18 protein-coding genes are annotated in these 26,392 nt (G+C 54.3%); 8 read left to right on the top strand and 10 right to left on the bottom strand.

Features of this window, described 5'->3' with window-relative positions; all coding sequences use genetic code 11:
• Nucleotides 1-12 precede the first annotated feature (12 nt).
• On the bottom strand, nucleotides 13-585 hold the full coding sequence (locus tag PLF13_04485; protein HOP06531.1) for a sigma-70 family RNA polymerase sigma factor: 573 nt from the start codon (nucleotides 583-585) through the stop codon (nucleotides 13-15).
• Between the two features lie 429 nt (nucleotides 586-1,014).
• On the opposite strand from PLF13_04485, the gene PLF13_04480 reads away from it, so the two are divergent.
• From PLF13_04480 to PLF13_04455, 6 genes are all read left to right on the top strand, one after another.
• Nucleotides 1,015-3,495, top strand: a complete 2,481-nt coding sequence (locus PLF13_04480; protein HOP06530.1) for a methyl-accepting chemotaxis protein — start codon at nucleotides 1,015-1,017, stop codon at nucleotides 3,493-3,495.
• 96 nt (nucleotides 3,496-3,591) lie between these two features.
• Nucleotides 3,592-4,953 carry a sigma-54 dependent transcriptional regulator gene (locus tag PLF13_04475; protein HOP06529.1) on the top strand — a complete coding sequence of 454 codons (1,362 nt, stop codon included), beginning with the start codon at nucleotides 3,592-3,594 and terminating at the stop codon, nucleotides 4,951-4,953.
• Between the two features lie 289 nt (nucleotides 4,954-5,242).
• Complete coding sequence (locus tag PLF13_04470; protein ID HOP06528.1) at nucleotides 5,243-5,806, top strand: hypothetical protein; 564 nt, start codon at nucleotides 5,243-5,245, stop codon at nucleotides 5,804-5,806.
• Between the two features lie 53 nt (nucleotides 5,807-5,859).
• The gene (locus PLF13_04465) at nucleotides 5,860-6,933 is read left to right on the top strand and encodes a tetratricopeptide repeat protein (GenBank protein ID HOP06527.1); all 1,074 of its coding nucleotides are present in this window, start codon (nucleotides 5,860-5,862) and stop codon (nucleotides 6,931-6,933) included.
• The gene (locus PLF13_04460) at nucleotides 6,923-8,827 is read left to right on the top strand and encodes a tetratricopeptide repeat protein (protein ID HOP06526.1); all 1,905 of its coding nucleotides are present in this window, start codon (nucleotides 6,923-6,925) and stop codon (nucleotides 8,825-8,827) included. Before PLF13_04465 ends, PLF13_04460 begins: the two co-directional genes overlap by 11 nt.
• 527 nt (nucleotides 8,828-9,354) lie before the next feature.
• A complete protein-coding gene (locus PLF13_04455) occupies nucleotides 9,355-10,599 on the top strand; it encodes a leucine-rich repeat domain-containing protein (GenBank protein HOP06525.1) in 1,245 nt (414 codons plus the stop codon).
• Between the two features lie 332 nt (nucleotides 10,600-10,931).
• Here PLF13_04455 and PLF13_04450 read toward each other — a convergent pair whose 3' ends face one another.
• From PLF13_04450 to PLF13_04435, 4 genes are all read right to left on the bottom strand, one after another.
• Entirely contained in the window at nucleotides 10,932-11,444 is a 513-nt protein-coding gene (locus PLF13_04450) for a GNAT family N-acetyltransferase (GenBank protein ID HOP06524.1), read from the bottom strand.
• Between the two features lie 4 nt (nucleotides 11,445-11,448).
• Nucleotides 11,449-12,090, bottom strand: coding sequence for a LysE family transporter (locus tag PLF13_04445; protein HOP06523.1), 642 nt, complete (start codon nucleotides 12,088-12,090; stop codon nucleotides 11,449-11,451).
• Nucleotides 12,091-12,481: 391 nt separating this feature from the next.
• Nucleotides 12,482-13,264: an enoyl-CoA hydratase-related protein gene (locus tag PLF13_04440; protein ID HOP06522.1), complete on the bottom strand. Its 783-nt coding sequence runs from the start codon at nucleotides 13,262-13,264 to the stop codon at nucleotides 12,482-12,484.
• 69 nt (nucleotides 13,265-13,333) lie between these two features.
• Nucleotides 13,334-13,810, bottom strand: a complete 477-nt coding sequence (locus PLF13_04435) for a GNAT family N-acetyltransferase (GenBank protein HOP06521.1) — start codon at nucleotides 13,808-13,810, stop codon at nucleotides 13,334-13,336.
• 208 nt (nucleotides 13,811-14,018) lie between these two features.
• On the opposite strand from PLF13_04435, the gene PLF13_04430 reads away from it, so the two are divergent.
• Entirely contained in the window at nucleotides 14,019-15,221 is a 1,203-nt protein-coding gene (locus tag PLF13_04430; GenBank protein ID HOP06520.1) for an acyl-CoA dehydrogenase family protein, read from the top strand.
• 366 nt (nucleotides 15,222-15,587) lie between these two features.
• The gene (locus PLF13_04425) at nucleotides 15,588-17,177 is read left to right on the top strand and encodes a thrombospondin type 3 repeat-containing protein (GenBank protein ID HOP06519.1); all 1,590 of its coding nucleotides are present in this window, start codon (nucleotides 15,588-15,590) and stop codon (nucleotides 17,175-17,177) included.
• Between the two features lie 99 nt (nucleotides 17,178-17,276).
• On the opposite strand, the gene PLF13_04420 is transcribed toward PLF13_04425, so the two are convergent.
• From PLF13_04420 to PLF13_04400, 5 genes are all read right to left on the bottom strand, one after another.
• Nucleotides 17,277-18,026, bottom strand: coding sequence for a class I SAM-dependent methyltransferase (locus tag PLF13_04420; protein HOP06518.1), 750 nt, complete (start codon nucleotides 18,024-18,026; stop codon nucleotides 17,277-17,279).
• 80 nt (nucleotides 18,027-18,106) lie between these two features.
• Nucleotides 18,107-19,186, bottom strand: a complete 1,080-nt coding sequence (locus PLF13_04415; protein HOP06517.1) for a mechanosensitive ion channel — start codon at nucleotides 19,184-19,186, stop codon at nucleotides 18,107-18,109.
• Nucleotides 19,187-19,941: 755 nt separating this feature from the next.
• On the bottom strand, nucleotides 19,942-21,768 hold the full coding sequence (gene glmS / locus PLF13_04410) for a glutamine--fructose-6-phosphate transaminase (isomerizing) (protein HOP06516.1): 1,827 nt from the start codon (nucleotides 21,766-21,768) through the stop codon (nucleotides 19,942-19,944).
• A gap of 12 nt (nucleotides 21,769-21,780) precedes the next feature.
• Nucleotides 21,781-23,139, bottom strand: coding sequence for a phosphoglucosamine mutase (gene glmM / locus PLF13_04405; GenBank protein ID HOP06515.1), 1,359 nt, complete (start codon nucleotides 23,137-23,139; stop codon nucleotides 21,781-21,783).
• 117 nt (nucleotides 23,140-23,256) lie between these two features.
• Nucleotides 23,257-26,178 carry a fibronectin type III domain-containing protein gene (locus PLF13_04400; protein ID HOP06514.1) on the bottom strand — a complete coding sequence of 974 codons (2,922 nt, stop codon included), beginning with the start codon at nucleotides 26,176-26,178 and terminating at the stop codon, nucleotides 23,257-23,259.
• Between the last annotated feature and the right edge of the window lie 214 nt (nucleotides 26,179-26,392).

Genomic DNA, 26,392 nt, shown 5'->3' with positions numbered 1-26,392 from the left:
GCAAAAATACTCCTAAAACAGGTCCCCCATTCGCTTTAAAATTCTGCTCAACTTGAGGAGGCAGCGAGCCCGGGTAGGGCCTATTGAGGCCACCGGTATTTTCAGTCTTTCGGATATTTCTTCATAAGAAGGCTCCGACGGATCCAAAAACAGGTGGTACATCAGGCGGGCGTCACGTTCCGGCAGCTTCCAGATAGCTTTCATCAGAATCTCCGTCTCTTCCGCCTGCTCGGCCAACTGCTCAGGATTAGCCGTACTATGCCCGATCACATCGATTACGCCCGATTCTCGCGCCGCCTCGAACAACCGTCCGCGACGAACACTGGCCAGCACTTCACGGCGCGTAGTGGTAGCGACATAAGCGATTACCTTGTCCGGAGAGGTCAAACGCTCCAGGTTGGTTAATAGCAGATAACAGGTCTGACCGAAAATGTCGAGGCTGTCCTCACGGGTGAGCCCCATGGAACGACATACGGATAGAATCACCGGCGTGATCACATCGACCAACCGGGACCAGGCCTCGGCATCTCCTTCGAGACACTTACCGACCAATTCGGCAAGAGTTAATTTCTGCTTACTAGCCATACTTGTACATGATCATCGGTAGCCCATCGAAGATAGCATACCGGGGCAAATTGTAAACTTCAAACTACTAATATGATACGAGACTATCAGGACTTCCGCGATATAGTGTCTCGAAAACCACCACCTGCTACTGCTTACCGGGAAAAAACATACATCCCGAATACGCGATTACAGCCCTGATCCCGCCCAGCAAGCGACTTCGCGTCACCCCGATACCGTTGACCTATAAAAAGATATCAGACGAATGGCACTTAACAGGTTCAAGAGCTGCAAACGTGCCTCTCAAGGCAGCTGATAGCCCGCAACCGGTTGGCGGAGTTGATGTAAACCAACGACCAGAGGTTCACAAACAGCGCCATTTTGCCGACAAATATACCACTAGACTATTGTCCGAGTAATCCGCTCACGGGTTGAAACAGGAGATAACGAGTGAAACTGTCAATTAAGTGGAATATCCGGAATCAGATTCTTGGAACCGGTCTCATAAGTCTGCTGGTAATCGTTGCTGTAATCACCTATTTCTATAACTTTTCAAAATCAGCGTTTCAGCAGAACAGCCAGAATTTGATCCAGGTTTCAAACGGCCAATTCGCCGATGAACTTGATCGCATCCTGACTAACCGGTCCGAAGTATTTACCTTCTGGACACGCGATGACATGTTCGGCATCGCCCTGGAGTTCAATTCTACCACCGAAGTCGCTGCGCAGTTCGAGCGCTGGATGGCCGGCACTTCCGGATTCAGTCTGGTAGCTCTGATCGATAAATCCGCCCGAGTGGTTGAAATCGCAGGATCCCCTTTAATCAAAGTCGATGCATCGGCTCTCAAGGGGAAAATACTTACCGATTTCAAGGACATCGCCAACGTTGAAAACCCGGCCGTGAATCTTATTCGTTCTCAAACAATGGAACAACTCGGGTTGAGCAACAGCTACACCTATGCTTACTGCTATCCATCGCACAGCTCCTCGGGAGAAGTCAACGGCGGCTTCGTAGCCTTTTTGGATTTTGACGAAATCGACCAGGCGGTCGCCAAATGCAGCAGTGTCCTTGCCGGTTTCGGTTATGACGACTCCCACAGTATCCTGATCTGTCCCTCCCGTGATTTGGTCTTGTCGGGAAAAGCAAACCCGAATTGGAATCTCGCGGCTGAAGACAAATCCACCTGGACACAACTCAAACAGGCAATCCGTTCAGCCTCTGACGATCAGGTTATAATAAGACCTGTCAACGGAGAAAATACGTATCTCGGGGTCTCGTTTGTACATTCACCGAAAGCTGAGGGGCTTCTCGGCAACACTCAAGAGACACCTATTTTACTTACAATCGTTCCCGAGAAACAGGTGTTGGCGCACCTTAATAGCCAACTGATCGCCGTACTTCTGGTAGGGTTGTTCGGCACGCTGGTCGTAATGGCGTTGTCGTATTTCGTTTCACAGAGAATCTCACGGCGCGTCTCACGAGTAGCTGAAATCGCCACCAAGATGGCCGAAGGAGACGTTGAGCAACACCTCGAAGTTCGAGGAAACGACGAAATAACTACTCTTGCGATCGCTTTCTCCAAACTTTCCGACTATATGAAAAATCTCTCTTTCGTGGCCAAGAGTATCGCTGAAGGTGACCTGACCGCTCGGTTACAACCTCGTTCTTCCAAGGACACCCTGGGCCAGTCGGTCAAGACCATGCTTGACAACCTCACGCACATTATCCGGCAACTGTCCGACTCGTCCCGTGAGTTAACCAGCGCCGCCTCGACTATCTCGGCCACATCGGGTCGTATCGCCGAGGGGGTACAGGATCAGGCCCAGCGCGTGCAGGAAGTCTCCACGGCTATCGAAGAAATGACTGCGACTATTTTCGAGTCTTCTAAAAACGCATCGGTCGCAACCGATGCCTCGCGCAACGCCGCCAACACCGCCACCGACGGCGGTCGAGTGGTTCACAGCGCTATTGCGGGAATGCAAACTATTTCAGACGTAGTGCGAATGTCGGCTCAGTCAATAACGGACCTGGCGCGCTCAGCCGATCAGATCGGAGAAATCACCCGCGTGATCGATGATATTGCCGACCAGACCAACCTGCTGGCTCTTAACGCCGCCATTGAAGCCGCTCGCGCCGGTGAACAGGGCCGTGGTTTTGCCGTTGTCGCCGATGAGGTTCGCAAACTGGCCGAACGAACCGGCAAAGCTACCGCTGAGATAAGCCAGATGATCAAGGGTATACAGCGCCAGACAGAGGAAGCGGTAGAGTCGATGGAATCCGGAGTGCAGGAGGTCGACAAAGGGCGCGAACTGGTTGATCGGGCCGGCAACAGTCTGAACGATATCGTGACCATGTCCCAGCAGGTGATGGACATGATCCAGCAAATTGCCACGGCTGCTGAACAACAATCCTCGGCAGCCGAAGAAGTTACCCGCAGTGTCGAACAGATCTCAACCGTTACGACCGATACCGCCCGCGGATCGGAACAATCGGCGCAGGCGGCCGAGGAACTCAACCGCCAGGCCAACGGCCTCCAGCGGATTGTCGATCAATTCCGCTTTGACACCGACCAGATCACCATGTTCCAGGCGGCTCAGCGCGATCATGTTTTATATATGGACCGTCTGCAACACATTATCGAGCGAACTATCGATCCGCAAGCCTGGACTCCCTGTGATCATACCCAATGCCGTTTCGGCAAATGGTATTACGGATCGGGACAGACCAAATGCCGCCACCTGGAGGAGTTCCGCAAAATCGAAACGCCGCATGCTCAGGTCCACCACCATGCAGACAAAGCCGTGGAATACATGAAAAGCGGACAACAAGACAGAGCCCACGAGGAATTCAGGAAAGCTTTTGAGGCCTCACAGACCTTATCATCTTTGCTGGAACAAGCCAACCGCGTCGCTCAGGAGGATCTGGTCTGACCTGATCCTGTGAGCCCCTGCGGATTAACTCTTCGGGATTTATCCCGTTGATCTGTGCAGCCGGACATGATCGTTTATCCGATGAAGGCTTAAAACATGCCGAATCAAACCGCCGTCTACGGCGATGTGCTGAACCGAAAACAACAACGATTGATTCGCTCCAAGGTTGGTTCAAACGGACGACTGGTCTGGTACGACCGCCCCGAATTGTATTCGGCCGAAGATCGGATCAAAACCATATTCGTCGACCTGGACAGCCCCAATTTTGCCCGTGACGATTTCCTCGTTTCTCTCGCCACCGGCGGTAAAGAAGTCAAGCTGATCGGAAAATCGGACCAACCGACCCAGGAAAAGGCACGACGGGTGGCCAAACTGGGAGTGTCGGAAGTATTGACCTCGGACCAATGCCTGCGACGCCTCGATTGGTTACTCAACGAGCTCGAAGAGGAGGGAGCCGGTTCCGGCGAAAAACCCAGCCGCTACGGCCTGGACGCCATCATCGGCGAATCCCCGGCTATCAGTGAAATTCGATCCGCTATTTCAACTCTTTCCGATGTCGATTTTCCCAGCGCTTTGATACTGGGACCGACCGGCTCGGGTAAGGGTCTGGTTGCCAAGGTCCTCCATCATACCGGCATGCGCCGCAAGCATAACCTGGTTGAGGTAAACTGCTCAGCGATACCGGATGACCTGTTCGAGTCGGAACTGTTTGGACATGTCAAGGGAGCTTTCACCGACGCCAAACACGACAAAATGGGTTTGTTCGAATACGCTGCGGGCGGGACTATTTTCCTCGATGAAGTCGGCAACCTTACCGCCTCGGCTCAGGCTAAGCTGTTGAAAGTGCTCGAAGATAAAAAACTCCGTCGAGTCGGTGATGTTAACCATATCGATATCGATGTCCGCGTTCTTGCCGCCACCAATATCGACCTCGAAGAAGCCATGCACGAGGGCCGTTTCCGTGAAGACCTCTACTTCCGGCTCAGCCTGCTGACTCTTCAACTGCCCCCTCTGGCCGACCGACCTGAGGATATCCGTCGGACAGCGCTCCATTACCTCGATTTCTACTCCACCATATATCGTAAAAACGATCTGCAGCTATCCGACAAGGCAATTTCGGAGATGATGGCCTACTCCTGGCCGGGAAATGTTCGTGAGCTTTGCAACGTAATCGAGCGGGCGGTGCTCCTGACCCAGACCAGAACCATTAGCCTCAAAGACATCAAGGGAAGTCTCAAAAAGGGGCGAGTCAGCCTGGCCGAACGGCAACAGATAGTGATCGATGTTCCCCCACAAGGTTTTAGCCTGGAAGAAGCGGAACAGTCCATAGTGCTGCAGGTTCTGGATATGTTCAAGTGGAACAAGACCTTAACTGCCAAATTCCTCGGTATATCGAGACCTCGTTTGCGTCGTATTATTGAGGCCGGGGGATTCGAACAGGATCGCCGCAAGACCTGATTCTGTAACAATATCGCTATCGGAACATAACGTTCCATCTTTCTTCCTGTCGCTATAAGCCTATAGTTTTCATCGACATACCTTTACAACCCGAATACTTCCCGGATCATATCGTTCCGTCTCAACTCTGTAAGGATCACTTCTCCAAGCTCTGCATACGACACACAACTCATTACCTGCCAGCGACATACAAGATAATAACGGCTGCGGCACAGACCTTGCGATAATCCCCTTCGCAATGAAGAAGTCAATGTCTGGTTCAAAGCATACCGTAGTAAGGAGTTCATCTATGGAACGCGCCAACGTCAAGAGTCTTACTAACAAGATCATGATCGTCGCCCTGGCGGGCCTGCTTGCCATCGCCGGTTGTTCTCGTTCACCGGTTGGTGACACCAACACAAGCGTTGAACCGCAGTTGTTGCAGCGCTCGGCTTCGTCCTCATCGGTTCTGATGACCCCGGCCAACCTGTATTGTGAGCAGGTTATTTCGTCCGAACAGGGTGGTCGTCTGGAATTGATGGATGTCATTTTGGAGATCCCGCCTCACGCGGTACCGAATGATACGACTTTCAGTATCTCTATTCCTGACATCAACGTGTTCTATAATGAGTTTGGCACCGACGGTCTGGTTTTCGATGAGCCGGTCAAGGTGACTATGTCTTACCGCGACGCTGATTTGTCGATGGTCGACGAGTCCACCATCCGTATCGGGTTCTATAACGAAGTTACCGGTCAATTCGACGATGTCATCTGCAGCGTTGATTTTGTCAACAAGACCGTAACGGGTTATCTGAACCATTTCTCGGCCTATGGTCTTATTTCCGACCTCATCGACAGAGGTTCCCTGCGCTAAAGAGTAAGTGAGAAGCAGCGATTAGAGGAAGCCATTAGAGGAAACCGAGGAAAATGTTAGACACCACGACGACATATCGCACCGGCTCCCAACCCTGCGCCGGTATCTCCGACGGCCGGGCGCTGCTTGACCTGGCCCGGGGATGGCTGAAACAGGGTAACCCGATCGTCGCTCTGGACTTGCTCAAGTCGGCTATCGTCTCCAACGAGGCGGAACAAGACCAGGTGCTGCGAGCGGGAGTGCTCAAGGAAACCGGCCGGGCTCGTATGATGCAGTCGGATTGGGAGGGGGCCAACGGCAGCTATCTCGAAGCCCAGCGTCTTTTCCTCGCGGCCGGTGAATATCGCGGCGCTACCGAATGCGCTCGTAACCGCGCCAACGCCGAGTTCCAGCAGGGTAATTATAATCGTTGTGAAGACCTCTGCGAGGAAGCTCTCGAATGGGCCACCCAGACCTCCGACTATGAACTCCGCGCAACCGTCCTGAACACGCTCGGGGCGGTTCGCTCCGCCAGAGGAGAACATGCCGAGGCGATTAAGGTCTTGAAACTTTGTCTGTCCGATTTCGAATCGGCAGGAAACGTTATACGTCAGGGATACGTCTTATTGAATATAGGTTTGACTCACACCGAGATCGGTGAATTCGATCAGGCTGTGGAAAACCTTAACGGAGCCCTGGCGGTAGCCCTGGACGAAAAGGACCTTAATCTGGTGGAGATTTGTTACCAGAACATTGCTCGATGTCATTTGGAGCGGGGCGAGACCATTATCGCCAAGTCGGTAATCGACACCGCTCGCAAGATTCTACCGGGGTTGAATTCAAAAGCCCTCGAAGCGGAACTGAACCTTATCGACGGTCGCATCCTGCGGGTCATGGGCAATATCGACGCCGCGGCGGACATGCTGACCGTCACGCACAACATGGCCGTTACCAACAAAATGCCGGCTATGGAAGCGGAGACCGTTTTTGAGCAGGGATTGCTTGAGAAAGATCGAGGAAATTACGATATTGCCTGTGCCAAGCTCGACGCGGCCGCGGTCATGTTCAAGCAAATTGGCATGGACAGACGTTTTCAGGATTCGGTTCAGGTGCTCAGCAACCTTAAGAGGAAACTGAATGCCCGGTAGGCATGACAACGAAGATCCTTCGAAGAGACTAAACAAAGACCAGCAACTCACGAGGCGCAGCTCAGCCTCATCAGAGACCGACTGGCAGGAAACGATCGCCAATCTCATGACCCTGGCGAACGAAGCCGCCGCCGGTTTCGATTATGACCGAGCGATCGGTTATCTCAAAACCGTCGAGGATATCTGGGCCTCCAAAGAAGTAGGCCTTTTGTCCCCGGAACTCCGCTTCAGTCTCCATCAGGAAAAAGGTCGTATCTTCGCCAAACAGGGCAAGCTCAAGGAAGCCATCGACGAATATCAAAAAGTCCTCGAGTTCTGCCGCGATTCCGACCAACTCAAAATCCGCTCCGAAACATTCATCCAGATCGGTCAACTTCTCGCCAAACAAGGAGAACACGACCGCGCGCTGGGATATATTCAGCGGGCTATCGGCGCCTACCGTCGCCTGGGCGATAAAGAGGGCACCTGTCGGGCGTTGCGCAATCTCGGCGTCGTCTATGTCGACCTCGGCGAGTTCGAGGAAGCTGAAATCAATTACGATGAAGCCATCTCACTTGCCCGCGATCTCGGCGAACAAACCCTTTATGCCGATCTGGTCAACAACCTCGGCACCATCAACAACATGAAAGGGGACCGCGAGCGGGCGTTGGTCCTCTACGCCGAATCGCTCGACATATACCGCACGAACAATGAAATACGCAAAGCAGCTTATACCGAAAACAATATAGGTATTACCTGCATCGAGCAGGAAAGGTACCAAGAAGCAGGCACTCATTTCCGGAGCGCTTACGAGACTGCGCTTCAGATCAAGGATGCCTCCCTCAAACTGATTGTTGACCTCAACCTGGCCGACTTACTCCAGCAGGACGGCGATTTGGAAGAAGCCCGTCAGCATTGTGAAGCTGCCCAGAAACGTCTCACCGAGGACAACGTGATTAACGGTCATCTGGCCGAGACCCATAAAATCTTCGGTAAAATTCGGCGACAGGAACGCGATTATCTCGCCTCGCGCGATTCCTTTAACAAAGCTATCGACATCGCCCGTCAAATCCGCGCCCAATTCCTTGAAGCGGAAATTCTGCTCGAACGCGGCAAGCTGCACAACGAGATGGACCACAAAGACGATGCTCTCAACGATCTCGAATCCTCATACGCCCTGTATCGATCGGTCAAGGCCGAAGGCCGCCGCGAGCAGACCGAGAAAGTTATCGCGTCGATCGAGCAGTTGTATCTCGACATTTTCGACTCGATGGCAAAAGATGTCGATCGCAAAGACAAATACACCAAGGGTCACTCCGATCGAGTCGCTTCCCTGGCGTTGCTGCTGGCCAAAGAACTCGGGATGAAAACTTTCCAGCTTAAAACCATCGTTGCGGGTGCTCTGCTTCACGACCTTGGTAAAGTCAGGATCGAGGATGCCATCCTGAAGAAGGCCGGGAAACTGACCGACTCGGAATTTATGGCGATCCGCAAGCATCCCGAGCTTGGAATCGAGGTGCTCCGAGGCAAAGAATTCCCCTGGGACCTTTTCCCCCTGATCCTGCATCATCATGAACGGCTCGACGGCCGAGGTTATCCTTCGGGACTCAAGGGGGACGACATTCCGCTCGGAGCACGCATCATCTGTATCGCCGACGTATTCGATGCCCTCACGTCCGACCGCGTCTACCGTAAAGCCTACGATACCGAGAAAGCTCTCTCGATCATGCTCTCGGAATCCGGAACGGCTTTCGATCCATATCTGCTGAACACCTTCACAACTATGATTCGCGCCGGACGAGCCGACCTCGTGATCAACTCTAAAACTCGCGACGACGAGATGTTCAGTATCTGGTCGGAGTGCATGTCGACCGACGGTGAGCGTCAGTCCTCGGTTTCTTCACCGAACGACTAGATCGCTCCATACATCATCTTCACGAAACACCTCGTAAAGAATCCAACCATGTTGTCGAGCGGCCGACATCTCCTCTGCCCCTGCTGCAGCCGCTGTCCTTAGAGAACGTCTTTCCCGCGAAAGGGAGTGTTGAAAAAGTCATACGCCCGGATATTCAGTAAAAATACATCTGTAATGCGGGCGACACAAGGCCGCCCGCTACGCGAGGTTAGGGCTCTTTAACGCGTAGCGGCGGGGCTTGTCTCCGCCGCGATAGAGGTTTGTCAACAATCCCGGAAGCGGGAATCCATCTTCGCTGTACGGCACGTCTCCCCGAGACGTGCCAACTGTTCAATGTCGGTGAATTCCGTAGATAATAAGACATCTCCTCCGCCCCCCGGGCCTGCAATCCTTTTTTTCCTTGACGCATCGGGCTATACGGCCTAGTGTCATTATTTGTTGGTCATTGGAGGCTTTTTTAATCGGCAATCTTTGTAATGACACAAGTTACGTTCGTTTATCATTATTCATAATAGGAGTGAGGGAGCATGTATTATCGAAGAATTCTATGTGTTTTTATGGCAACCTTGTTTGCCGTTGTCGTTGGCTGTGGCGATTCATCCACCGATTCCAACAACGAGCCATCGAATCATCCCCCGGAAACACCGATAATCGTAGCGCCGACCAATCATGCCATCGATATTTCCCGGACACCGACGCTTGACTGGGCCTGTTCCGACCCGGATGGCAACACCGTTCACTATTCGGTTTATCTCAGAAACGACTCCAACATCACCGACAATGATGTCGTCCCCGGCGCCGGTGACATCACGGCCTCTAGCCTGCAGATAACATCCAGCCTCGACTTGGGTACCAAATACTTCTGGCAGATTGTCGCCTCCGACAACAACGGCGGTCAAACCGAGGGACCGATCTGGGACTTCACCACCGTCGCCTTCGACAGCACCTTCGTTACCATTCCCGATACGAGCTTCCGTCGTGCGATCGTGTCACATTTGGTGGGAGTGTCGCTGGACGACAGCCTCTACGTGTCGCAGGTGGACACAATCACCGAACTGCTCAACATCGGCAGCAGCACGCAGGCCGGGAGCTACCACATTGAGAGCCTCGAGGGAGCCCAGAATCTAATCGCGCTCGAGAAGTTGATCCTGTCGTCGTTCCCATCGCTGAGCGACCTTTCGCCGCTTCAGGGCCTGACTTCCATGACCAGCTTTGGAGTGAGCTATTGTGGCGTGTCGGACATTTCACCGCTTCAGAACATGACCGAGATGACCTGGATCGACTTGAGCCATAACACCATCTCCTCTCTCTCGGCCCTGAGCGGCATGACCAAGGTGCAATCGCTTTATGTCTCGTACAACAACCTCACCACGCTCGAAGATCTCAGACCGGTTGCCGCACTCGAAGTCCTTGACGCGACATCTAATGATATCACCGATATTGGGGCCGTATCCGCAATGTCGAAGGTGTACCTGCTGCTGCTAAGCGACAACCAGATCTCCGATCTGGACTCGCTCATGGACATGGACAAGATCGTAACGCTTGATCTCAGCACCAACAACATCACCGATATCGGAGCGCTGGAGTACCTGCCGGGGATTCATTACCTCTATCTGTCCAACAACTCTATCACCAACATAGAACCGCTGATTGACAACACCGGCTTGGCAACGAGCGATTTCCTCTATCTGGACTCGAATCCGTTGGACGACACCTCGATCAATACCTACATCCCGCAACTCCAGGCGAGAGGTGTGTCGGTAACATATTAACCGACGAGGCTTGATATAGGATCTTCCACAGGCCGGGATCCCCGTGATCCCGGCCATAAGGCCAGAGTATTAAGGGCGGATTCGAAGTCTTCGTAGATCAGGTTGCTTGCAACCTGACGTTGGTGTGGGAATTGTTACGATGTGCTGTAGGTGCCCCACCCCTCGGGGATTGTTGACAAACCTCCATCGCGGCGGAGACAAGCCCCGCCGCTACGCGTTAAAAAGCCCTAACCTCGCGTAGCGGGCGGCCTTGTGTCGCCCTCATTACTAACGTGTCTTGTCGGACGTACGAGCGTAGGACTTTTTCAACAGCCCCCAATGGGTGGGCCACTCTACAACTTCTGCTCGAATTCCAACTCGTCCCGGATCGGAATGCCGTGCATCCCCACCAGCGGAATACTCGGTTTGAGTGCTCGGGACAAATCGAGGGCGTTACGATGAATCGCGACTAATTCAAAGTCGCGCCGCTGATAGAAGCGAATGGCCGGGATGTTGTCGTTGGTGGTGATCAACCAGAGTCGCTTACAGCCTCTCTTGCGGGCGGTGGTGCGCACTTGTTCGATCAACTGCGTTCCAATTCCGGACCATTGCACGAAGGCATCGAGAGTAACTATCTCACATTGATCGTTGACAATCTCGAACGTTACCAACCCCACCCGTTCGCCGGTCTCGTTGACTGCGTAAAATCCCTCGATTTCAGCCGGGTAAACCTTGCGCCCGCGTGTAACGACAAAATCCGCACCCCAATGACGAATGATCGTAAGCACCCAGTCTTTGTCGGAGGATTCGAGCGGTTTGATTTCAACGTTCATGCCGGTGCCTTTCGTTCGCGTGAGATCAGACAACGGTTCAGTCCAGGTTGCCGAGACCGTCAATAATAAAGCTGCCGCCCAAATAAAGCAAAAATGCGGCGCACATGAGAATCAAAGTTTTGAGCCCGGCGCCAACAAAAATCTTCTTGCCGCGCCAGAGCACCACCGACACGACCGTGTACCAGACGAAATCCGAAAGAATATGCCCGAAGTAGAACACGACCGGTCCCGCGATACCCAACTTGACCGATTTGACCACGAACGCCAGCCCGGTAGTACCCCACCAGACGAACCAGTAGGGATTGCTTATCGAAGCGGTTATTCCTTTGCCGATCAGCACCGAACTGCGCGTGCGCGCCTCGTTGCCGGTGTATTCGTATTTAACCCGGCCGGTTAAGATATCATAAGCCATCATGCCGCCCATGAGCAACAGAGCCAGCCCGCCGGCCACCCCTATCACACCGGTAATGATGCCGTTTTCCGAGATCGCCACCACTCCCGCCGACAGCAGCACGACCACCACTACTTCGGCGATAGCGTGGCCAATCGAGATAATCGGCCCGGTGCGCCAGCCGGAGCGTGGCGTTTCGGCAATACCGACCGTCAGCAGCGGCCCGGGCATCATGGCGCCTGAAAAGCCAACCAGGAATGAATTTGAAAACAGCAGCACCAGTTCCATTAGCTTTTTAATCCTGCCAGCGTCAAATTAGTCCCCATACTTGCGTCGCCCGCATTATGGCTGTGGTTTGCCAAATATCTGCGCGTATGGCTTTTTTAACACTCCGCGTAGCGCGGGACCCCTGCGATCCCGCGATATATATAGAGCCTGACAAAGTTCATTGTCGAAACCTCGCTCCGCGATCCGCCTTCGGCGGACAGGGGATTTCGACCTACAATTCTTCGATTCGACTACTACCCTTGTGTCGTCACAATCCCACCCGTGGACGGATGGGCCGCCGGCAGATCGGTCACCGACCGGCACTTGCTTGTCACGCTCATCCCGACTAAAACGGGTGGAGCCGATCAAGACTCCACCCGCACATACATCCCCTACTCACACGTCGGGTGCTTTATTTTCCTTTGAAGTCCGGTTTGCGTTTTTCGATAAACGCCTGCATGCCCTCATTCTTGTCGGCCGTGCTGCAGACCGTTCCGAAATTGGCCTTCTCCAGATCACATCCGGCCGAAAGACCGATATCCAGTCCACGGTGTACGCATTCCTTGGCATGCATGATTGCCAGCGGTCCCTTGGAGGCGATTGTCTTAGCCATGGTCATAGCCTTTTCCATCAACTCTTCCGGCTCGTAGACTTCATCGACCAGACCGATCCGGTACGCTTCAGCGGCATTGACCATATCGCCCGTCAGAATCAACTGGAGCGCCTTGCCTCGTCCAACCAGACGCGGCAACCGTTGCGTGCCGCCATAACCCGGAATGATGCCAAGGTTCACTTCCGGCTGTCCCAATTTGGCTTTGGAAGAAGCCAGTCTGATGTCACAGGCCATAGCCAGTTCGCAGCCGCCGCCGAGAGCGAATCCGTTGACCGCCGCAATGACCGGTTTCGGGAAATTCTGGAGGCTCTTCATCAACCACTGACCCCGAGCCGCGGTGAGCGTGCCGCCGCGAGCATCGAGCTCGGCCAGTTCCTTGATATCGGCTCCGGCCACGAATGCCTTGCCCGCTCCGGTAACGATCACACAGGCGATCTCGTCGTTGCTCCAGTTGTCCTGCAGTACCTTCTGCAGCTCGTCGATCGTCTCCCGATTCAGGGCATTCATGGCTTTCTCGCGGTTGATCGTGACGGTCATGATGCCGTCGGCAATCTCCACGAGGATGTTCTTGAAATCAGTCATCCTTAATTCCTTCTCTATCTCGAATATGTTTTTCGTTGTCTTTATCCGGCATGATCGGGCAAGGCCGGTTCATTCGACCATTCTTACCATCTTGAGTCCGGTGATGTAGCTGGAGGTGCCGATCAACTCGAACCCGGCCTTGAGATAACAACTCAGCGCTACCTCGTTCTCCGAGTACAGGTTCAACAGCACCTTGGCGACATCCGGTCGCGCTGCGGCGCGATTGTACAACTCCTCAAGCATTTTCGTCCCGTAACCCATCGAGCGTTTGGCCGGCGCCACGATCAGATGAGCGACCTCCACGGCCATTTCGAGAGGGCGATTCCACAACTCCCCGTACGCTACCGGCTGACGCTCGGAAAACAGCAGATATGACACGACGTTCTTACGCTGCCAGCTCTCCACCAGATCCTTTGGCGGCGGCCAGTCCTGACCGCGGCAGACATCTTTGTAGACTTCCTCGGAATCGATCCAGGAAAGAACATCGCGGGCATACTCATGGGCGTAGGGAATCAGGTCGGCTTTTACTTTGATTGGTTCGTCCACGTTTGTCTCCTGACTTGATGGCGGAATATAACATTTTCGATCTCGGGCGGCAAGGTTGATCGGCACATTCGTAACACTCCCGGAAACCTCTCTTGCCCGGTTGGGGTTATTTGTCTATAATCGATCGGTCGATGGGGCAGACGAGAGATCTGCCACCCACCGGTTTCGACCGCTTGGAAAACAGAATACCCGGAGGCAACGTTATAACATGATAGATTTTACCCTGACCGAAAACCAGCTCGCCGTGCGCGATATGGCTCGCGAAGTGGCCGCCAAAGTCGTCGCGCCGAATATCGCCGAGTTCGATCGCGCTCAGAAAATAAATCCCGAGATCATCCCGGCTATGGTCAAGGCCAACCTGCTCGGCTTTTGTATTCCGGAACAATACGGCGGCCTTGGTATGGATTATATCTCCCTCGGCCTGGCTTCGGAAGAAATGGAATACGCCGACACCGCCGCACGGGTAATTCTCTCGGTCCATATCGGTCTTTTCTCACTACCGGTGCTCACCTGGGCCAACGAGGGACAGAAACAAAAATATCTCATCCCGGCTGCTAAAGGCGAGAAACTGGCCACATTCGGTCTGACCGAACCGGCCGCCGGTTCGGATGCGGTCGGTATTCAGACCACCGCCGTAAAGCAGGGGGACAAGTATATCCTCAACGGCGAGAAGATGTGGATCTCGCTGGCGGACATGGCCGACTATTTCCTGATCTTCGCCTGGACCGACCTGGATAAAAAGAAGGCTCGCGATCACAGCGGTATGTCGGCGTTCATCGTGGAGAAAGCATTCGCCGGCGTAACCACCGGAAGTATTCACGGTAAGTTAGGCGTGCGCTCCGGCAACACCGGCTGGATTTCGATGCAGGATGTCGAAGTCCCGGCGGAAAATCTGGTCTACAAGGAAGGCCAGGGATTCAAAATCGCCATGTTCTGCCTCGATCAGGGTCGTTACACCGTGGCGGCCGGATCGTGCGGCCTCATACGCGCCTGCCGCGATGCCTGCATCAATTACTCGAAAGAACGTCAGACGTTCGGCCAGCCGATTGCCGACCATCAACTGGTCAAGCAGATGATTGCCAACATGGAAGCGGGCTATGAGTATTGCACCCCTCTCTGGATGAAAGCCGGTCTGCTCAAGAATCAGGGATTGCGCTCGACCAAAGCAACTTCACTGGCCAAATGGATCGCCTGCCGTGAGGCCGAAGCCTCCGCCGCCAACGCCGTTCAGGTGTTCGGGGCTTATGGTTTCTCGGATGAATACCCGGTGGAGCGATTTTATCGCAACGCCAAAGGAGCCTCGATTTACGAAGGCACCCGCGAAATTCATACCGTGATGCAGGCCGATTACGTCCTTGGCAACCGCTTCGATAAACAACTCGAGCGAGATTTGCCGAAGGTCGAGCAGTAATATCCTCTGCTAATATCAAAACGTGAGAGCCCGGCACACTGGTTGTCAGCAGCCGGGCTTTCGTATGGAACCGCCGTTCCACAACAGGATATTTCTGCCGTTCGCGATGGTAATCCCCGGCAGTGAGGAGTCTTTTAGTCCGGTTCAGATATCCACCTTTCAACCAGTAAGACGGAGTATGCCCCCGGAAGTTTACAGACAGTTAGAGAAATACATCACTAGATTATTGTTGAAAAATAAGCTCCTGAATCCTGTTTATTTATTACAGGATATGAGCATTCAAGTCTCTCCGTTGAGACTTGGACTATCATGGACAGGTTGCACAAAAGAGAAATTGAACGAACCTAACACACAAAAGGAAGAAAAATGAAACACAGGATCACTCTCACGGTACTGACGTTAATCCTGGCGCTGGCTGTTGCCGGGCAGGCCGAGGAGTGGGGGGGAAAAATAGGTATTAGCGGTCGCGGTGTAGGTTTGGCGCCGCTCTTTGAGGGATCGAGTTTCGATCAGTTCGACGAAACCTACGAGCCTTTCAGAATGGGTTGGGATTTTGGCCTGGAAGCCCGCTACGGCCTCACCAACCGCTGGGTGATCGGCCTTGGTTATGCCTGGATCAACACCTATGACGACAGCTCGGCTACGTCCGACCAGTCTTTCAGCTTCCGTGATAAAGACAACGCTGTGGCCCATTTACGGGCTCAGCTTTATTGGCTGACCGCCAGCTATAACTTCAACATCGAAAAGAAACTCCAGCCATTCGTCATGGGTGGTTTCGGTATCGACTACTGGCGCTTGCGTGAGATCAAGGGCGCCGAGACGCATAAAATAACCGATTTGAATATCAAACTCGGCGGCGGCTTGCATTACTGGCTGCTCTCCTGGGTCACGGTCGATGCTCAGCTTCGTTTCACCTACGATATCGCCAATCTCGACAGCAACGTGCCCGAAGGTTTCTACGGCTCAGGCGACTGGACCGAATGGGACACTCGCCCCTTCCATGCCTACCTGGAGCCCTCGATCGGTCTCACTTTGTATCTGGGTGGTGCGCCCGACCAGGATAAGGACGGCGTTAAGGATACCGACGACCAGTGTCCCGACACTCCTCACGGCGCTGAAGTCGACAACCACGGTTGCCCGCTCGATGCCGACCAGGATGGCGTTTATGACGGACTTGACCAATGCCCGAATACACCCAAGGGCGTACGGGTCGATGCTCTCGGTTGTCCGCTCGATACCGACGGCGACGGTGTCTATGATTCTTTTGACCAGTGCCCGAACACCCCGGCCGGTATGCAAGTCGATGATCAGGGTTGTCCGCCCGATGCCGACCGCGATGGCGTAGCCGATGAAAACGATGACTGCCCCGACACACCGCTGGGTGCCACTGTTGATGAAGTTGGTTGTCCTTCAGATAGTGACAAAGACGGTGTTCTCGACGGTATCGATAAATGTCCCGGCACACCCAAGGGCACTACCGTTGGCAATATGGGTTGTCCGCTCGACAGCGACGGCGACGGCGTGATGGACGACAACGATGCCTGCCCCAACACCCCGGCCGATGTCGAGGTCGATCTGCGGGGATGTCCTGTCGCTCAGGAAATCAAAGAAGAGATCGTTCTCTCCGGAAAGGTTAACTACGCCTCCGGATCGTACGAACTGACCGACACGGCCAAAGCTACCCTCGACGGTGTGGTGGCTTCGATGAAAGCCTATCCTGAAACAAAAATAGAGATCAAGGGCTTCACCGATTCCCAGGGATCAGAAACCGCCAACATGACCCTTTCCCAGAACCGCGCCAACGCCGCGCTCGAATACCTGAAATCCAAGGGTATCGCCGAGTCGCGTATGACTGCCACCGGTTTGGGTGAAAATCCGCAGTATTTCATCGGCGACAACGACACGGTTGAAGGCCGCCAGATGAATCGTCGAGTTACGATTAGTAAAGTCGAATAGACTGCTCAACGGGCGGAGTGTGAACTTTGCCCGTTTCTGTTTTCATGCAATAACCGATACGGGTGTGGCTCAGGTCACATCCGTTTTCATATCCATCCGTCAGCGGCGCATGATAAAGAAACGATAGACGTGCACGCCGTGATATCGCGTGAAGATATCTATCTCCCGGCGCGTGCGGTTTATTACCTCTTCGGCCACGCTGTCGCCCCGGTACTTGACAGCTAATTCCTCAAGGCGTTGAATCAGGGGATCGTAGAAGTTATCCTTCCAGTCCGAGGCGGGCAGATTGAACTCCGCGATCATCTCGTAGCCCGCGCCGGTCGCCAGTGCGGACAGAATTGAGGCTTGTTCTATTTCCGGGTACTCTTCGTCCCAGAAAGATTCCAGCTCTTCCGGGATGTCTTCGGTCACATAGCATACTTCGCTAACCACCACATAACCACCCGGCTTCACGAATTGCCGCCAATACTTCAACCCTTTTTCAAAACCGATGTTATAAATCGCGCCCTCGGACCAGATGACATCGAACGATTCTTCCGGAAAGGAGAGTTCCTTCATGGAACCCTCGAGAGCCGTTACATGATCGGCCAAACCGGCCTTGCGGGCAGCGGCTTCGAGCCGTTCAACGAGTGAAGACTTGAGGTCCATTCCGATCACCGTTCCGCCCGTAGCTTTAGCCAGCAGCACCGTGCGCAGACCGGCGCCGCAACCCAGGTCGAGAATGCGCGGTTGTTTGGGGATGTCTTTGAGGTAAGACAAAGCCTTCAGCGTACTTGCCTCGCTCCCCGGACCGTGTTGCGGCAGCGGTTCGAACAAATCGAAAAATACTTCTGTCGGATCAGTGGGCATAATACCACTCCCGGGACTTGTCTCCCCGTCTGTGTATGATTCTATTTGAGCTTCTCAACATTTATCCGTGGAAGAGACTCTCAGTCCAACGGCTTGTCGGGATTTTCTTTGTGATCGAGCAGTTTCTTATACCATTCGCGGTGAGCCTCGAGACGATCCCGCTTGTCGGTCAGACTTTTACGATCCGTTTCGTTGTCCGCTTCTTTGATCTCATCGTTAACGGCATCGATGCTCTTTATCGTTTCTTCGAGCCGCTCGCGGAGTTTCTCCACCGATTCCGCTTCATCCGCTTTGTCGAATACGATTGCCTCGGGAGCGCTGGTCTCCGGCGGCACCGACCTGGTCGCCGTGCGATGCGGAGTCGGGATGAATTTTTTATCCGGCGGCAGCGGTCGTTGATTCATGAAGGTCGGCGACACGATTTCAATCCCGGCTCCGTGCAGATGATCCATGATTTTCTGCCGCAGCGCCGAACGAGAAGAAAGCAATTGTTTGACCTCAACCAGCAGCCCCGAAGCCCGATACGTGACGGAATAGTCGCCCAGATCGGTAATATAAACGAACGGCTCGTGCAGTCCCGCTTCTTCGGCTGCCTTGAGCAAACAGCGCTCGACTTCCTGATGAGCGAGATCGTACCCGAGCGAAACATCGGCCGAAACCACGGTCCCGGACGCCCGTATCACCTTGACCGGATTGGAAACGAGATAAAGATTCGGGAGAGTGGTCAGGTCGCGACTTTCGGTTTGTATTTCGATATGGAAAAGACCCCGCTCGGTGACCCGGCCGAAATGCTCGTTGACCTGAATGAAATCGCCGGGGCGGAAGTTTCTTACTGCGCGGAGCATCAATCCGGCCATGATATTGCCAACGAACGTCGTCGCGGACAAAGCAATCGCCGCCGAAAGCAGGATTCCTATCAGACTGAGCAGTTGCCCTTTCTGATTGTCGTTGAGCGGTGAAACCATGATGATCACCAACAAACCCGCAAACGAGAGCAGGCCGGTGATTACCTGACGGCGCAGCCGACTGCCGGATTTCGAGGCGGCGCTGCGGTCGATGATCAATCGCACGATCCAGAGCGCGACCAGCAGCACCAGCAGCGCGATGCCGGAGGGAATCAGGCTGAGGGCATCTTTTAATATCGTCTGTATATATTCCATCGGGGTCCTTTGGTTGAGATCAAGGTCTCCCATTGCCCGCACCCGGTCAACAAATATGTCCTGGTCCCGGTCGCGGGTCAAAATCCCTCACACCATAACAACGCAAACACATATTCATCTAATTGTGGATACTCGCACAACAAGTCGCTCCAGCGAAAGGGAATATTGAAAAACCTTTTCTGCGGCGGAGACAAATCCCGCCGCGATGGAGGTTTGTCAACACTACCGAAGACCGGCATCCAGAGATGAGGAAGGGCGCGGAGCGCCCGAACATGACGCGTCGACGCAGAGCATCAGCGCGAGGAATGGAAGATAGGCACCTGCATTCGCAGGTGCGACGTTCTCCGGGGCAGGCTGCTGCAGGGGCAGACGAGACGTCTGCCGCCCACCCGGCACAACTGTAATACGGGCGACACAAGGCCGCCCGCTACGCGAGGTTAGGGTCCTTTAACGCGTAGCGGCGGGGCTTGTCTCCGCCGCGATTGAAGTTTGTCAACAATCCGCGAGGGGTGGGGCACCAAAAAAAGAAGATGGATTCCCGCTTTCGCGGGAAAGACGTTCTCCGGGGCAGGCTGCTGCAGGGGCAGACGAGACGTCTGCCGCCCACGTAATCCCACCCGAGGGGTGGAGTGCCTACAGCACATCGTAACAATTCCCACCCATGGACGGATGGGCCACCGGACCGAAAGGTGTCCCACATAAAAAAAGCGGCGTTCGAGAACGCCGCTTACACATCGTACGATCAATCGTTCTGTCTATTCCACCGTCACCGATTTTGCCAAATTACGCGGCTGGTCGACATGACATCCCCGCATAACCGCGATATGATACGCCAGTAACTGCAGCGGAATAATCGCCAGCAACGGTGTCAACAACCGGTTGGTGTAAGGGATATAAATGACATGGTTGACTCGTTCGGCGATCTCCTTGTCCCCTTCGGTGGCAATAGCAATAACCTGCCCCTGCCGCGCGCGGACTTCGGCAATGTTCGACATCACCTTGTCGTACACCGGATCCTTGAGGGCGATCACCACCACCGGCATGTTCTCGTCGATCAGAGCGATCGGGCCGTGTTTCATCTCGGCGGCCGGGTATCCCTCGGCGTGAATGTACGAAATCTCCTTGAGCTTGAGCGCTCCCTCGAGCGCTGTCGGCCAGTTGATACCGCGACCGAGATAGAGGAAGTTGTTGGCCTTGTGGTAGGACTCGGCGATTTCTATGATCTTGTCCTCATGGTGGAAAATCGATTCCACCTGGGCCGGTATTTTCTGAATCGCCTGAATCATCTCCTGTCCCTGCTGGACCGACAGGTGTCGCATACGTCCCAGCAGGGTAGCGATCAACGAAAGCACCATTACCTGCGAGGTGAACGCCTTGGTCGAGGCGACCCCGATCTCAGGACCGGCATGGATATGCACACCGCCGTCGCTTTCACGGGCAATCGTCGAACCCACCGTGTTGACAATACCCAGCACGGTGCAGCCGCGATTGTGCGCCTCGCGCAGAGCAGCCAGAGTGTCGGCCGTCTCGCCCGACTGCGAGATAACGAACATGATCGTATTCTCGTCGATGATCGGTGAGCGATAACGGAACTCCGAGGCGTATTCGACCTCGACCGGTACCCGCGCCAACTCCTCGATCATGTACTTACCGATCAGGGCGGCATGCCAGGAAGTGCCGCAGGCGGTGATAATGATTCGCTTGATCTTACGCAGTTGATCGTATTGAAGATTGAGACCGTGCAAACGAGGAATCCCTTCTTCCTCGTTCAACCGCCCGCGATAAGCGTTTGGCAAAGTGGTGCTTTGCTCGTGAATTTCCTTGAGCATGAAATGGTCGTAGCCCGCTTTTTCGATCTCATCGAGCGTCCAGCTCACCTCTTCAACCACACTGTTGATCTTGACGTTTTGAATGGTCGAGACTTCGAATCCGTTGGCGGAGACCGTGGCGATTTCGCCGTCGTTGAGATAAACTACTTTATTCGTATGCTCGAGCATGGCCGAGACATCGGACGCGACAAAGTTCTCCTTCTCGCCGGTGCCGATCACCAGCGGCGATCCCATGCGGGCCGCTACGATTATGCCGGGATTTCTTGAACTGATGACGGCGATGCCGTAGGTCCCGTCGACCTGAGTCAAAGCCATGCGGACCGCTTCGGTGAGATCACCGTGATAATGAAACTTGATCAGATGTACCAGAATCTCGGTATCGGTATCGGTCCGGATCTCAAATCCCTTTTGAATCAGGAATTCACGGAGCGCCCGGTAGTTTTCGATGATGCCGTTATGAACGAGCGCGAACTGCTCTTCGGCGTCGGTGTGCGGGTGGGCGTTGACCTGGGTCGGTTCCCCGTGGGTGGCCCAACGAGTATGGGCGATGCCCTGCGTGCAGTCGCAATGGACATCGGCGATCAGTTTTTCGAGTTCGACAATCTTTCCGGCCGACTTGGCCACCATCAGGCCGGACCCGGTCTGGAGCGCTATCCCGGCCGAGTCGTAACCGCGATACTCCAACCGTTTCAGTCCGCTGATGAGAATCGGAATCGCCTGCTTGGGTCCTACGTATCCAACAATGCCGCACATAAAAATCGCCTCTTATTTGAAGTAACGAGCCACCTTTCGGGCCAGTCGTTGAGTCAGATCGGAATCGTTTGTCTCGACAATCAATCGGTAAATCGGTTCCGTGTTGGAAGAACGAATCTGAAGCCAGCCCCGGTCAAAATCGAACCGCAAACCGTCCTGACGGTCGATTCTACACGGACCAGGCAACGCCCCGGCTTCTTTTTCGAGCTTCTTCAGCCGTGCCTTGAAATCCTGAGGAAGCGCAGCTTTGGTTTTTATATTGTAATACTTCGGTAAAGTTTCCGCCAGTTGTCCCAGCGAGATTTTCTTTTCAGCCAGACAACTAAGTGTCAAAGCCGCTGCGATGAGCGAATCCCGCCCGGCATGAAAAGCGGGATAAATCACTCCGCCGTTTCCCTCGCCGCCGATTACACCCTTCCGGCGGTGCATCAACTGCACCACGTTCGACTCACCGACTTTGGAGAGATAAACCTTCGAGCCCATCGCCTCGGCCACATCGGAGGTAGTTTTCGAGGTGGAGAGATTTATCACGGTTGCCCCCCTGACCCGCCTGAGCACCTGCATCACTCCGATGGAAAGGGTGAGTTCTTCGCCGATCGGCACCCCCTTCTCATTGACCAGGGCCAGCCGGTCGGCGTCGGGATCACAGGCAAGACCGAGGTCGGCCTTGTGCTTTTTCACCGCTCGGCCGAGTTGAGTCAGATTTTTCGGAATCGGTTCCGGTTCATGGACGAATTTGCCGTCGCCGTTGCAGTTGATCCGGATCACCTGCGCTCCCATGCGCTCCAGCAGCTCCGGCAGGGCAAACGACCCGGCGCCGTTGATCGCATCTACGACCACCTTGAACTTGCGCCGCTTAACCGCCGCCCGGTTGACTCCCTTGACCTTGAGAGTCATCTTGATATGCTCGTCGATCCAGCGATCCTGTCGCTCAACTTTACCGAGCCGCTCCACCGGCTGGAACGGATATTTTTCTTTCTCAAACAACCGATCAAGCTGTTTGTACTGGGCCGGGGTAATAAATTCGCCCTTGTCGTTGAAGAACTTAAGAGCGTTCCAGGGAGCCGGATTATGGGAGGCGGTAACGCAGATCCCCCCCGCTGCCTTGAGCTTCTTGACGGCTATTTCAACCGTCGGAGTCGGGACGATGCCGATTTCGACCACATCGATACCCACCGCGACCAGCCCGGCAATCACCGCCCGGCAGATCATATCGCCTGAGGGGCGACTGTCGCGGCCGACCACGATTGTGCCCTTTTTGACAAAGGCTCCGAAGGCTGCCCCGTAACGTGTTGCCAGCAGCGGATCTAATCCGTTTCCAACGACCCCTCTGACGCCGGATGTCGATTTAACCAGTATTTCTTTAGTCATATATATCCTTATATGATTATCGAACTTGAGACCGACAGACTAAAGCCTGTCGGCTCAATTGGCAAGGTAAAAGGGGAGGTTGCCCGTTTCCGATCGAGAGCCTACCCGGGTTGCATGTCAGCGCTCGACTCGGAAGATGAATATCTGCCTGACGCCGTCTTTCAAGGCCGAGCCTGCCACTACGATGTCATTTGCTTCGTTTATAGCGATACCGCCGGCTTGTACTGAAGAGCCAACGTTGATTGCCAGGTCATAGCCACCACCGTTGGTTGGATAGCTAATCAGTTGCAGGACGGACGTATGGGCGTCGGCTACGACCGCGATCACCTGGCTCGAACCTAGAGCAACAGCACCGGCATATCCCTGCGGCGCAGGCTCCTTCCATACAAGAGACCCGCTTTCATCCCAGCAGAAAAGCTCTCCGTACGGATTATAGATGTAGAAGTAACGGTCATAATAGTGGAAAAGCCACGTCGAGCCGCCCGAGTAAGACACACTCTTGATGAAGACCGGAGCATCAAGGTAGCCGCTGCCCGAGAAGATCGAGGCCGGAATTCCGCCCGGCGGCACGAGCATGAGGTGGGCAGCGGAATAAGACTCACAAACCCACTCGCCGGTACCGGGCGAGGGATGACCCTGATAATAGTCGCTCTGGATTGAATACACCAGGTCACCCAAAGGGTTGAAATCAATGCCATAGATCGATTCACTGCCACGTTGCCCGAGGCACTCTTGTCCCAACGTATGCTCTTTGGTCCATTTGATGGCTCCCGAGTTATCCAATCCTGTCACGAACGCTCCGGGGATCGTACTTGAGACTCCCCCCACTGCGAAGCCACCTGTGGGAGATACGTCACATTGGGTCGCATATTGAGTCAGTTCATCGCCGATGGTCTTCGTCTGTGTTACGTTTCCCGATTCATCGATCCACACCAGCCAGACATCTTTGTCTCCGGCGCCGTAGCTCTCGGTGTTTGCCACGAGCACGTAGCCCGTCGAAAGCCTCAGTATCCCCACACCATCGTCATACCCCGCACCGCCGTATGTTCTCTGCCAGACGAGCCCTCCGTCCGCATCAACCTTGAGAAGGGCGATATCGGCATCGTGAGACTCCAGCCAGGTCGGTCGGAACAGCACCAGAGTTCCTCCATCGTGAGTCATCGCGAAGCTGAGAACCCGATCTACGCCGAGGCTGTCGGGGAGTTCCGGCCAATCCAGAGTTAAACCTTCCGGTTCATAAGAGACGTAGGCTGGCGCGGATACCGCCGACAGGAAGTCGTATTCGTCCACACTGCGGATGGCAAAATAGTAGTTGCAGTAGGCGTCAACCACGGTCACCACCAGCCCTTCCTCGGTGCCGGGAATACCGGGTGTTCCGGTCTCTATGCGAGTGCAGGACGCGAAATTGCTCTCATCGATCGGTTCAGTTGAATATCGGAGATCATAAGCAACGACGGCCCCGCCGTCGGGTAAGTCAGCCGGAGCCGTCCACCTGACTTCAATCTCCCCCCTGCCTGCCTGCGAGGCACGAAGATCATCAATCACTGCCGGTGGAATCGTGTCATCCCACATTACTCTATGCTGAAGTACGTTCGAAATCCCCGAACACAGATCTCCTTCATCGCACAAGCGTACGCCAAAGAAGTACTCCGTCTGGTGAGACAGTCGATCAGTCCGCACCGTATCAGTTTCCCCCGGCATTGAAGGATCGTCGGAGAAGATCAACAAATTGGCCGCGCTCCAATTCGAGTCGGACAACGGCGCGTAGGACCAGCGTACCTCATAACTACTCGCCTGACCTGTCAGGCTATCATCGCCGGTGGCGGTCCAGGCCAAGGTGAGACGGGCATCACTGGAGTCAATGACGCGCAGGTCGGTAACTGGCGCCGGCGGTGTGGCATCATCCCACATAACCCGGTGCTGAAGAACGTTCGAAATCCCCGAACACAGACCTCCTTCATCGCACAAGCGTACGCCAAAGAAGTACTCCATCTGGTGAGACAGTCGATCAGTCCGCACCGTATCAGTTTCCCCCGGCATTGAAGGATCGTCGGAGAAGATCAACAAATTGGCCGCGCTCCAGTTCGAGTCGGACAACGGCGCGTAGGACCAGCGCAATTCATAGCTGTACGCCAGACCCGTAAGACTGTCGTCACCGGTGGCGGTCCAGGCCAGCGTCAATCGAGCGTCGCTCGAATCGATTACGCGCAGATCAGTCACACGCGCCGGGGGGATCGTGTCCGGCCAGTAGACCGTGGTCACCTGCCTCATATTAGAGGGTTGGGAGCTCATACCGTAGCGGTTCAGCGCTACCACCGTGAACCAGTAGTCTTCTTCCGGCAATAAATCCCGCACCCAGTAACTCACCAATTCGCCGCACGCCGCATTTTGTTCCGTCAAACGCAATATCTGAGCCGAGTCCCCTGAGCTCACTGCTGCGCTGTCTTGGCCGTAGTGGACCTCGTACTCGTTGACAAGGCCCCAGATCGAATCGGCTCCCGGCGCCGTCCAGGTTAACTGCACACTGGAAAGGTTGACATCAGTCACGACAAGATCGGTGATCATGGCCGGCAAATGCCAGTACCCACGGGAGCTAGTATAACAAATGACCATGTTGGACACCAGCGAGCAATTCCCGGCTTCATCACAGACCTGCAGCACCAGAAAGTATCCCCGGTTCGGCTGAAGTCGATCTGTAACAACCGTATCCCTCTGGCCCGCTACGGGAGGCTTGGCGGCCAAATCCAGGAAGTTCGCATCTTGCCAGTCCGACTCTTCGATCGGTGAGTTCGAGTAATACAACCGATATGATTTGGCCGTTCCGCTAAGGCTGTCGTCGCCGACTGCCGTGAAGTACAGTTTGATTGCTGCCCCTTCGCCAATCACTTCGACCGAGAGGTCATTGATTCGGGCTGGAGCAATCGAATCAGCCGGACCGGTTATGTCATTATCATCACCGCAAGACAGGATGATAAGCAGACTGGCAATGACTATTGAAAGGGTGGTGAGGACGAGGATAGAACTGGTGTGCTTTCGCATTTGATTTTCCTCCCAATGCGAAATAAATTACCGGACAAAGAGGGGGACTATCTGCCTCTAATATACCGGTTAGAGTGATTCTGTCAATTGCTAACCAACCGGTCGGAGTGCACGGCCTCCCGAATCCAGCTAATTGAAATCGTTGAAACCTCTGTCATAAACAACTGTTCAAGAGACGACAGCATGGAAATAACACGAGACAGGAACATACGAT

Source organism: Candidatus Zixiibacteriota bacterium (assembly GCA_035380245.1).
GTDB lineage: Bacteria > Zixibacteria > MSB-5A5 > GN15 > FEB-12 > DAOSXA01.
The sequence above is the reverse complement of the archived record's forward strand: the minus strand, read 5'-3'. Positions and strand labels throughout refer to the sequence as shown.